Annotated in this window: 5 protein-coding genes; 1 reads left to right on the forward strand and 4 read right to left on the reverse strand. The window is 59.7% G+C overall.

Going from position 1 to position 10,215, the window contains the following annotated elements; genetic code table 11:
• The 4 genes from VN887_19330 to VN887_19345 all read right to left on the reverse strand — a co-directional run.
• Window positions 1-1,134, reverse strand: a 1,134-nt coding sequence (locus VN887_19330) for a hypothetical protein (GenBank protein ID HXT42170.1), incomplete at its 3' end; no start/stop codon positions are given.
• Between the two features lie 11 nt (window positions 1,135-1,145).
• Window positions 1,146-3,683: a DUF1549 and DUF1553 domain-containing protein gene (locus VN887_19335; protein ID HXT42171.1), complete on the reverse strand. Its 2,538-nt coding sequence runs from the start codon at window positions 3,681-3,683 to the stop codon at window positions 1,146-1,148.
• Window positions 3,684-3,688: 5 nt separating this feature from the next.
• Window positions 3,689-5,023 (reverse strand): DUF1501 domain-containing protein, encoded by a 1,335-nt coding sequence (locus VN887_19340; GenBank protein HXT42172.1) that lies wholly within the window; start codon window positions 5,021-5,023, stop codon window positions 3,689-3,691.
• A gap of 6 nt (window positions 5,024-5,029) precedes the next feature.
• Window positions 5,030-6,370 carry a DUF1501 domain-containing protein gene (locus VN887_19345; protein HXT42173.1) on the reverse strand — a complete coding sequence of 447 codons (1,341 nt, stop codon included), beginning with the start codon at window positions 6,368-6,370 and terminating at the stop codon, window positions 5,030-5,032.
• 261 nt (window positions 6,371-6,631) lie between these two features.
• Here VN887_19345 and VN887_19350 point away from each other — a divergent pair.
• The coding region (locus VN887_19350) for a lamin tail domain-containing protein (GenBank protein ID HXT42174.1) at window positions 6,632-10,215 on the forward strand (3,584 nt) is incomplete at its 3' end.

Consider the following 10,215-nt stretch of genomic DNA (forward strand, 5'->3'; position numbering starts at 1 on the left):
CGCGTCGAACACGAAGAAGTCGCGGTCGCCGGCGGGGTAAAATTGCCCGACCACTTCGCACGGCAGGGTGATTCTCTGCGATTGCCCGGGTTTGTTGTTCGGCTCCTGTTCAATCACGACTGGCGCGGCAGCCAGGCCCAGGAACACGGGGTTGGAAACGCCCCGTGGCGTGCTCAGCCGGTATTCGATTCCATCGAGCGCGGCCGCGCAGGGCTTGGACAACACGTCCGTGGGAGGCGGTTGCAGAAGCAGAGCATCGGCGGCGGGCAGCTCGATCTCAACGTCGAGTTGCTCCAGCGGTTTGCCCTCAACAGACAAACCGGCCGCCGCTGCGCTGCCGGGCAGATTGCGCCCGTAGAGCGTGTATCTGCCTTTCGATCCGCCCAGACCCGAAGGCGGAAAAATGTAATCGATATGCGGTCCGGCGCTGAATGCGAGCCGGTAAAAATATTCCTCCCCGCCACGGTAGGTGAAATCGCTCACCCCAAGGACGAACTCTCCGTCTTCCGGTGCGGTAAAGTCGAGCAGGCCGCCGCGTCGCCGGCGTTCGAGTTCCCGGCCGCGAGCGTCGTACAAAATCAAAGAGTCGTCCATCCGCGAGTCAATGTCCCGGGCGAGGCATTCGATAAGCACGCGCTGGCCTTTCTTCGCCGCGAACCGGAAGTAGTCGATCGCGCTGGGGTCCGCGCGGCCGTTGACCACGCTTTCGAGCGTGACCCCCGTCGCAGACGCAATCGTGTGATTTGTTGTTGGCGAGAGAATTTCCGGCAGATCCCCGACGACGAACGGGCGGGGATTGGAAACGCCGAAGCGGCCGACGACGCGCGCCTCGTAGATGCCGGGCGCGACATCCGGGTCGATGGTCACGAGAAACTTGTCGGGTTCGGGCTCCCCCGTTTTTTCCGCGCGTCTCTGCCTTGCGACGATGTTTGTGCTTGTGAAATAAAGTTGATTTGCTTCATCGAGATCAGCGCCGGTAACGGCAACCTCGAACGTTGTGCCGATTTTGCCGCCGGGCGGGAACAGGGTGGATAAACGGGCGAGGGGAAGTTGTGCGAAGGAAAACTCCGTTCCGCAGAGCAGCACCGCGATGGGGAACAGGCGCCGCGCGATGTTTGAACTGGCGGACGGCATTACGGCGGTGGTTAGTGATTAAACAGAAACTCCTTCGTGTTTATCAGCGCCCAGATGATGTCTTCGTAAGCCTGGCGTTTTCCCGTTTTGGCTTCCTTCTCTTCCTTGCCGGTTGTCCGCCTGGCAATGTAGCCTTTCGCGAGTGAAAGCTCGCTGCCGGTCGGCCCGCGCGAGCACGCGGCGAAATAGAGGTCGCGGATCTTTGCATCGTCGTCGCGCTGGTTGTCCCGGCTCAGCAACGCCGCCGTGCCATTGTCGCTCGCGAGTTTTTCCTGCATTTCCTTCGCGTTCAGGAGGTGGAGGCTTTGTGCGAGGCTGGCGTCCTGCGACCGCTCGCATTCGCACGCGCTCGACGAGTCGGGCCGGCCGAACACCGTGAGGAAATAGGAACTGGCATTGAAACTGTTGTCAGGGAGGCAAACGGCCCGCGTGCCGGCCGGCAGGCCGTCGAATTTCGCCTCCGTCCGGGTGACCTGGTTCACCGCGTCGTACAACACCTCGGCGGTCAGGCGTTTGGGATAATAGCGCGAAAAAAACTGTTTATCGACTTTGTTGTACTGATTCGGAATTTCGCTGAGTTGATAGACTTGCGACCGGCAGATCGTCCGCACGAGATCTTTCAGGTCAAAGCCGGAATCAACGAAATGTTTCGCCAGCGCGTCGAGCAATTCAGGATTCGTCGGCGGGTTCGTCTCCCGCATGTCGTCCTCCGGTTCGACGATGCCGCGATTAAAAAAATGTTTCCAGTACCGGTTGACGAGGGAACGGGCGAAATACGGATTATCGCGGGCTGTCAGCCAGTCCGCCAGCGCCTGGCGGGCGTCGTCGTCGGGCGAAAGACCCAGCGGGTGCGCGCCCAGGCCGGCAGGTTTTACGGACTGTTTGGTTTTTTTGTTCGTGGCTGTCGGCATCGCGCGCCTGTCGAAGACCATCTCCTCGCCGGGTTCCGGCCCGCTTTTGCGGTTTACCTGGCTGAAGAACGCGGCGAAACTGTAATAATCCTGCTGGCTCCACTTCTCGTAGGGATGGTGATGGCACTGGGCGCACTGCAGCCTCATGCCGAGGAAAAGTTGCGCCGTGTCTTCCAGCTCCGCCTGTGGTTCGCGTACCTGATGATACCAGGCGACGGCCGGGTTTTCCTCAACGTCGCCCGACGCTGTCAATAGCTCGCGCACGAACCGGTCGTAGGGCTTGTTTTCCAGCAGGCTGTCGCGGACCCAGGTATGAAACGCGAACGTGCTGCGGATCTGTTTCTGTTCGGTTCGTTTGTTGCGAAGGAGCGCGCTCCACTTGTTTGCGAAATAATCGGCGTAATCGGCGCTCGCGAGCAGCGTGTCGATCCATTTGTCACGTTTGCCGGGGTCCTTGTCCTGTTCAAACTGTTTCGCCTCGTCCGCGGTCGGCAATCGTCCCGCGATGTCAATGCTCGCCCGGCGAAAGAAGGTGGCGTCATCGCATATTTCCGACGGTGGCATGCCGACGGCCTTCAGTTTTTTGAAGACGAACTCGTCGATGACGCCCCTCGGCTTTGGCAGGTTTGCCACTGGCGCTCCGAGCGGCACGGTGGCGCGGAACACCGCCACCTTCGCCTGATAACGCACCATCACGGCGACGTCGCCCGGTTGCTCGAACAGTTTGACGAAACCCGTATCATCAGCCCTGGCCATTTCCTTGTCGTTCGGTTCGTAGAGCGCGCTGCGGGTGACGTCTTCGCTCGAACCGTCCGAATAGCGGGCGATCACCGACAGTTGCTGCTCGCCGTCCAACGGCATCGTGCGCTCCTTTGGGAAAACCTCGATGCCCGTGACAACCGGATCGTTCGTCCTCCCGTAGGGCATTCCTTCGGAGATCCAACGCACAAGCAACTTGTAATCGTCTGAATCCTTGTCGAGCCGTTTGCCGCCGCCATGGGGCAGAGTGGCCGTTGCCTTGAGCAGCAGCAGACTGTTCTCCGGAGAAGCAGGGAAGAGTCGGCGTCCGCGCGCTTCCTTGACCAGATGCTCGTAATCTTCCGTCGGCTCGAAGCCGAGCAGCGAGAGGCGAAACCCATTCTGACCGCTCGATTTGCCGTGACAGCCGCCGGCGTTGCAACCGGCCTTGGTGAAAACGGGCACGACCTGATTCGCAAAATTGACGGGCGTGACCTCGTTGAAATGTTCGACGATGACGGGAAGGGAAGTGCTCAAACCCTCCGCTCCCTTCGCGGTGATGGTCGCCGGGCCGTCGCCCAGCGGCGTGACGCGACCGCTCTTGTCAATGGTGACGACGTTGGCGGGAGACGCGGAATAGCTTACCTGTCGCGTGAAATCACGCAGCTCGCCATTGTCGAGTTTTGCGGTGACCAGCAGTTGTTGTCGCGCGTCTTTCCCGCGAAGGCGGAGCGCCGGGTCGAGCCCTTTTCCGCCGGGTGAGGGAAGTTGAAACTCCAGACTCGCCAGTCTGTCGGGCGGCTCTTTGGAAATCAAAGCGGCGGTGGAAAAAACGCCGAACAACCAACCGATAGCGATCAACTCCGGCATCACCGATTGGTTCGTTGCTCGCGACAACATGGCAGCTAAATCAATTCCTTCATCGGCTGGCAGCCGGCATCGACCAGGTACTGGGGCCGGCCCGCCAGATCGTTGATGGTTGTCTTGTTCACGTCGATGCCGAGATTATGATAGAGGGTCGCGAAAACTTCTCCGAATGCAACGGGCCGTTCGACCGGCTCGCCGCCCCAACGGTCCGTGGACCCGATGATCTGACCGGTTTTCATTCCGCCACCCGCCAGCAATGCGCAGGTCACCTTCGGCCAGTGGTCGCGGCCCGCGTCCTTGTTGATGGTCGGCGTGCGACCGAACTCGCCCCAGACGACGACCGATACGTCTTTGTTCAGTCCGCGCTGGTGCAGGTCTTCAATCAGCGCGGCGACGCCCTGGTCGAGCAGAGGCAGGTCTGCCTTCGCGTTCTTGTGGTTGTTGCCGTGATAGTCCCAGAAACCGAAGGCCACGGTTACGACGCGCGCGCCCGCTTCGACAAGGCGGCGGGCGACCAGAAACTGTTCCATCAACATCGGCGCGGCGTCCCCGTGGGGCTTTGGGTCGCCCTTGCCGTATCGTTCAATCACGCGCTTGTCTTCACGTTGATAATCGAGCGCCTCAAGCAATTTGCTGGAGGTGAGCACACCGAAGGCCTGTTCGTTAAACGCGTCGAGTCCTTCCATCAAACCGCTGGTGTCCACGTCGCGGCGGAACCTGTCAAAGCCCGCCAGCAGGGCGCGGCGATCGGCGAGACGATCGAGTGTCACGCCATTGAGCACCATGTCATCCTTGCCGTTGCCTTCCGGGCGGAAGGAACGGTGTGCGGCGCCAATGTACCCGGGACCAGCGTCGTTGTAAGGCTGGTGCTGCATTCTTGGTTCGAGCCCGATGAATTCCGGGACCGCCGGGTTGAGCGGGCCAAGCAGTTTCGAGACTGCGGAACCGAAAGACGGCCAGCCGCCCGGAGGCTGGTTGCGTTTCGAGCGGCCCGTCATGCAATGGAAGTCGGAATGGTCATCCACGGCGTCGGAGATGGATCGCACGAAGGCGAGTTTATCCGCGATCCTCGCGATGCGCGGCAGATGTTCGCAAATCTGGATGCCGGGGACGTTCGTCGGGATCGGCTTGAACTCGCCGCGAATTTCCAGCGGCGCGTCCATCTTCAAATCGAACATGTCCTGATGGGGCGGCCCGCCGGGCAGGTAAATCATGATGACCGCCTTGTGCGAATCGCGTATGCCGGACTTCGATTCGGCCTGAAGCAATTGCGGCAGCGCGAGACCGCCCAGACCGAGCGCGCCGATTCTTAGAAAGTTGCGGCGCGAGATTCCGTCACAGAAGCGGGAGGAGTTGCCGTAAATCGTGAGCATGAGTCGTCAGATCAGTTCTTTCATCGCCTGACAGCCGGCATCGACCAGATACTGCGGACGTCCGCTGAGATCAGGAATCGTGACTTTGCTCACGTCGATGCCAAGGTTGTGATAGAGCGTCGCGAACACGTCGCCAAATTGAACCGGCCGTTCATTCGCCTCGCCGCCGAGCCGGTCCGTGGACCCGATGACCTGCCCAGTCTTCATGCCGCCTCCAGCCAGCAACGCGCAGGAAACACGGGGCCAATGATCGCGCCCGGCGTCCTTGTTGATCGTTGGCGTGCGTCCAAATTCGCCCCACACCACAACTGAAACGTCTTTGTCGAGACCGCGCTGGTGGAGGTCTTCCACCAGGGCGCTGACGCCTTGATCCAGCAATGGCAGATCCTGCCGCAGCGCGCCGAAATTGTCGCCGTGATGGTCCCAGCGGCTGAACGCCAGCGTCACGCACCGCGCCCCTGCTTCGACGAGCCGCCGGGCGATGAGCATGTGTTCCATCAGTTTTGGCCCGCCATCGTCGCGATTCTTCGGATCCCCTGTGCCGTAACGCTCCCGGACCTTCTTGTCCTCCTTTTCAAGATCGAGCGCATTGAGGAGTTTGCTGGACGTGAGAATGCCGAAGGCTTGATCGTTGAACGCGTCGAGTCCCTCCATCATTCCACTCGCATCCAGATCGCGGCGAAAGGTGTCAAAGCTCGTGAGCAGCGCCCGGCGGTCTGCGAGGCGATCAAGCGTGACGCCATTCAACACCATGTCATCCTTGCCACTGCCTTTGTTGGGTTGAAAGGGGGCGTGGGCGACGCCAAGAAAGCCGGGCTGACCGTTGTCCGCCCATTCCATGTGCCCCATTTTCGGCGCGAGGCCGACGAACGGAGGAACCGATCGGTCCACCGGACCATACAACTTCGATAACACCGACCCCAGACAGGGCCAACCGCCGAGCGGCGCGCCACGCGGATGGCGGCCCGTCAGGCAGGTGACGGCATCATGCCGATCCTCGGCGCCGACCATTGAGCGAATCAGCGCCATCTTGTCCATCATTCTGGCCAGCTGCGGAAGGTGTTCACAAATCTGGATACCCGAAACGTTTGTGGGAATCGGTTTGAACTCGCCACGAATCTCCGATGGGGCGTCCATCTTGAGATCGAAAATGTCCTGATGCGAAGGTCCGCCCGGCAGGAAAATCATGATGACCGCCTTGTGCGAGCGGCGGATGCCGGATTGCGACTCGGCGCGCAAAAGCTGGGGCAGCGTCAGGCCCCCAAGACCGAGCGCGCCAATCCTGAGGAAGTTCCGACGCGAAATGCCATCGCAGAACCGTTGTCTGGGTCCATAGATTGTTAGCATAGGCGCTGTAGCCAATTCTGCCGCACCATTTGGTCGGCACGGATACCGGAGTTTACCGAGTCTGTTTCACAGCGGCGTTTAGGTCAAGCCGCGATTTCGTGAATCTTCAACAGTGTCAGCAGGTTCTCGCTTCCCGCTATTCCCGATTTCGACGGGATCAGTGTAAGGCAAATTCAATACCAATCGCATCGCTGCACCAGTTCGCGATTCGGGTGAGGTTTTGCTCGAACCGCGGCGCAAAATTTGCTAAAACGACCGCCAATGGAAGCCCGTTTGCGTCCCGGCAAAGACAATCCCCGAATGGGCAGGTCGAACGTGCGAAGAACCCGCGGCTTCACGGATTGGTTGAGACGGTTTATTCCAGTCGGCGTTGTTGTTTGTGGATTAATTTCTCGCGCGGCTTCGCCGGTTGTCATCAATGAAATCCACTACAATCCGGACCAGAAAACCGAGCACGTGGAGTTCATCGAATTATTTAACGTCGGGACGAACACCGTTGATTTGTCGGGTTGGTATTTCTCGGACGGGATCCAATACACATTCGGCAACGGGACTTTTCTGGCGGCAGGCGGCTATCTGGTCGTGGCCCGGGAGCCGACGGCGGTCCTGACGAAGTTTGGAGCCGCCGCTTTGGGACCCTGGACGGGAACGCTGAACAATGACGGTGACAGGATTGTCCTTCGAAACGCGGCGGGTGCCGTGGAAGACGAGGTGGATTATCAACCGGGCTTCCCGTGGCCGACGGTTGGCGACGCGCCGGGTTACTCAATCGAGCTGATCAATCCCACGTTCGACAACAATCTCGGCGCAAACTGGCGCGCCTCCGCCGCCGGCAATCCGGCGCAACAGAGTCAGACGCTCATCGCGGACCATTCGGACTGGAAATATCTGGAAGGCCTGAGTGAGGCGTCATCGCCGACGACGGCGTGGCGCGCGCTGAATTTCGACGACTCGGGATGGCCAACAGGCGCGGCGCCGATCGGTTACGATCCGGCGATCGCGATGGGAACCTACCTCAACGACATGCGGTCGAATTACACGACTGTTTTCTTTCGCGCCAAATTCGTTGTGAACGATCCGTCGCAGATCGGCGCGCTGGCGCTGGAGGCGTTGTATGATGACGGATTCAAGGTGTGGATCAACGGCGCGAATGTTCTGAACGTAAACATTTCTTCCGCAGAGGTTCCGTTCGACGGCACGGCCGGCCCGGCGCGAGAAGACGGGAGCTACAATCATTTCGATCTGAATTCGCCGCAGGGTTATCTGGTGTCGGGCACAAATATCATCGCCATTCAGGCGGCAAATTCGAGCCTTACCGCGAGCAGTGACTTCTTTCTCGATCCGCGGCTGCTGGCGACGATCGGTCCCGCCACGCACGGACCAACGCCGGGAAAACTCAACTCGGTTTTCGCCACAAACTCACCGCCCGCGATCCGGCAGGTGGACCATGGTCCGAGACAGCCGAAGTCGAACCAACCGGTCAGCATAACCGCGAAAGTCACCGACCCCGACGGTGTCGCGAGCGTCGTCTTGCAATACCAGATCGTTGACCCGGGAAACTACATCGAGTTAACCGACGCGGCTTACACGAACAATTGGATCTCGCTTCCGATGAGGGATGATGGCACGGGCGGCGACTCCATGGCGGGAGACAGCATCTATACCACGGATTTGCCGCAATCATTGCAGGTGCACCGGCGGCTCGTGCGCTATCGGATCACCGCGACCGACAATGGCGGGCTGGGTGTGACCGTGCCGTACGCCGATGATCCGCAGCCGAACTTCGCGTATTTTGTTTATGACGGCGTCCCGGCATGGACGGGAGCCGTGCGTCCGGGCGTGACCGCCGGTTTCACTGTCAGCTCAAATGAAATGAACCGCCTGCCGGTCTATCAATTGATCTCGAAAAAAAGTTCCGTGCTTACGGCCACCGGTTGGAATCCCGGCGCGCCGAACAATCAGTATGGCGGTGACGATTACCTCTGGCTCGGGACAATGGTCTATGACGGGGTGGTTTACGATCACATGCGCTACCGGATGCGAGGCGGTGTGTGGCGTTATTCAATGGGAAAGAACGCGTGGAAGTTCGCTTTCAATCGGGGGCACAACCTGCAAGCGCGTGATGATTGGGGGGAAAAATACAACACTCTTTGGCGCCGGTTGAGTTTTCGTCCGGACATCCAACAGGGTGATTATCTGCACCGTGGCGAACAGGGGATGTTCGAGTCGGTGGGTTACAAACTGTTCCGGCTCGCAGGTGTGGACGCGCCGCTGACCACGCATGTTCAGTTCCGCATTGTGGACGAAGCGACCGAGACACCGGCGGGCGATCAATACAACGGCGATTTTTGGGGCCTGTATCTGGTCGTGGAGGAGCAGGATGGCCGCTTCCTCGATGAGCGCGGGCTGCCGGACGGAAACATTTACGACATGGAGTCCGGCACCGGCACGCTGAATAACATCGGTCCCGATGGCCCGCTCGACAAATCGGACCTCAACACCTTCCTCAATACGTACAACACCACGACGCCGACCGACGCGTGGTGGCGCACCAACCTGAATCTTCCGCAATACTACAGTTATCAGACAATTCTGCAGGGCATCCACCAGTACGACATCGCGGATGGAAAGAACTATTTTTACTACCGCAATCCCGTCCTTGGCCAATGGGAGGTGTGGCCCTGGGACCTGGATTTGACCTGGGCGGACAACATGTACCGCGCCGGCGTGAGCGGCGGCGATGAGCCATTTAAAAGCCGCGTACTCAGCAATTTTTCCACGGCGCCGGCGCACCCTGTGTTGGCGATTGAATTCCGGAATCGTGTCCGCGAAATCCGCGACCTGCTGTTCAACAGTGATCAGGCCTACCAGGTGATTGATGAAATGGCTGCGCTTGTCCGAGGCCCGCCGGGCCAGCCCTCCATTATCGACGCGGACCGCGCGCAGTGGGATTACAATCCGGTGATGGTGAACTCGAGCATCGTCAATCTGAGCAAGGCCGGCCAGGGACGATTCTACCAGTTTCCGAACGAACCGTCCGTCAGCAAGGATTTCAACGGCTGCATCCAGTTGCTGAAAAATTACGTCAATTATCGCGCAACGAGCGCGGCGCTGGCGACGGGCGTCGCGGGTCTGGACGGACTGGCTGCGGACTCACAGATCCCGAATCGTCCGACTATTGCCGCGATCGGTCCGGCAAACTATCCGCTTAACCGGCTGCAATTTCGCAGTTCATCCTACTCGGGCGCGAACCCGTTCGCGGCGATGAAATGGCGCATCGGCGAAGTCACCGACACAAACGCGCCGGCTTTTGATCCGACGGAGCCACGCCACTATGAAATCACCGCGGCGTGGGAAAGTGGCGAGTCCGCCACTTTTAACAGCGACATCACGATTCCATCGAGCGCGGTGAAGGTCGGTCACGCGTACCGCGTCCGCGTGCGCATGAAGGACACGACCGGGCGGTGGAGCAACTGGTCGCAACCGGTTCAGTTCGTTGTGGGGCTGCCGGACAACGCCGTCGCGCTCGTGGACAATCTGCGCATCACGGAGTTGATGTATGACCCGCCGGGTGGGGGTGAATTCGAATTCATCGAACTGCATAATCTTAGTACGAATCTGACGCTTGATTTGAACGGCGTGAATTTTACTTCCGGAGTGGATTGGACGTTCGATGCGCAAACACTGATGCCCCCGGACAGTTACCTGGTTCTTGTGGGGACCACGAACCTCGCGGCTTTCCGGGCAAATTATGGTCTATCGGTGTCCACGCCAATGGCCGGGCCTTACTCGGGCAGTCTGGCCAATGGTGGCGAGCAAATCACATTAAAGACAGGCGCGGCCGG

Source organism: Candidatus Angelobacter sp., assembly GCA_035607015.1.
In the GTDB taxonomy this organism is placed as follows: Bacteria; Verrucomicrobiota; Verrucomicrobiia; order Limisphaerales; family AV2; genus AV2.

Excerpts from the sequence above, each read along its gene's own strand:
- VN887_19335 (HXT42171.1), bottom strand. The coding sequence starts at position 3,683 with ATGTTGTCGCGAGCAACGAACCAATCGGTGATGCCGGAGTTGATCGCT.
- VN887_19340 (HXT42172.1), bottom strand. The coding sequence starts at position 5,023 with ATGCTCACGATTTACGGCAACTCCTCCCGCTTCTGTGACGGAATCTCG.
- VN887_19345 (HXT42173.1), bottom strand. The coding sequence starts at position 6,370 with ATGCTAACAATCTATGGACCCAGACAACGGTTCTGCGATGGCATTTCG.